The 671-nt window shown below is 63.2% G+C and carries 1 protein-coding gene and 1 pseudogene; both read left to right on the top strand.

The window, feature by feature from the left end; genetic code table 11:
• A pseudogene (locus tag EOA27_RS39000) lies at window positions 1-253 on the top strand (recombinase family protein); the annotation flags it as partial.
• A 97-nt stretch (window positions 254-350) separates the two neighbouring features.
• On the top strand, window positions 351-563 hold the full coding sequence (locus EOA27_RS38995; RefSeq protein WP_127259023.1) for a hypothetical protein: 213 nt from the start codon (window positions 351-353) through the stop codon (window positions 561-563).
• Window positions 564-671: the final 108 nt, after the last annotated feature.

Below are 671 nucleotides of genomic sequence, written 5' to 3'. Positions count from 1 at the left end.
ATGGATGGTCGCCGAGGCGATGGCAGATGCGGCGCTTCTGAGGAAATCTCCACCTCGCCTGCCCGAGGATCGTCTGATGACGCTGGTTGCCGGGATCCAGTCGTCCAATCCCGAGCTCACGCTGCGCGAAATCGCCAGCCAGCTGGAAAGATTACACGAGCGCACGCCGCGCGGCGGGACGAAATGGGCGCCCTCATCGGTCAAGAACCTTCTCGACCGTGCGAAGCGGAGCGGCTTGCTCAGCGAGGCCTGAGACGCAAGGATTTAATTGGCGCGAACGCAATACCCATCGCGCACCCTGACCGTACTGGAATTGACCAAAGAATTCGTAAACGCCGGAGCGCGCTTCCATGACGGACACCAGGATCATCGACAGCCGGGACGATTTTGCGCAGTGGGCGATCGACCGGGCCAATGCGATCCTGACCGATCAGGGTTCGAACCTCGCCACAGCCGCCCGCAACGGGAGCGAAGCCCAAATCGGCGAGACCGCTCAGGCGCTTGGTCAGGCGATCGTTGATGCCTTGCTCGAGGCGTTCGACAGTCTCGCGGGCGACGAATAACCTGCCGTCTCGGGCCGCGCGAATGGCCGCGGCAACGAGCTCGATAGCCGGACCCGGGTGTACAGCTCCGACCGGCGTCATGATTTCGGCCTGCGCAGGCTCCTGAGA

This window comes from Mesorhizobium sp. M2A.F.Ca.ET.037.01.1.1 (genome assembly GCF_003998075.1).
Taxonomy (GTDB): Bacteria; Pseudomonadota; Alphaproteobacteria; order Rhizobiales; family Rhizobiaceae; genus Mesorhizobium.
The sequence above is the reverse complement of the archived record's forward strand: the minus strand, read 5'-3'. Positions and strand labels throughout refer to the sequence as shown.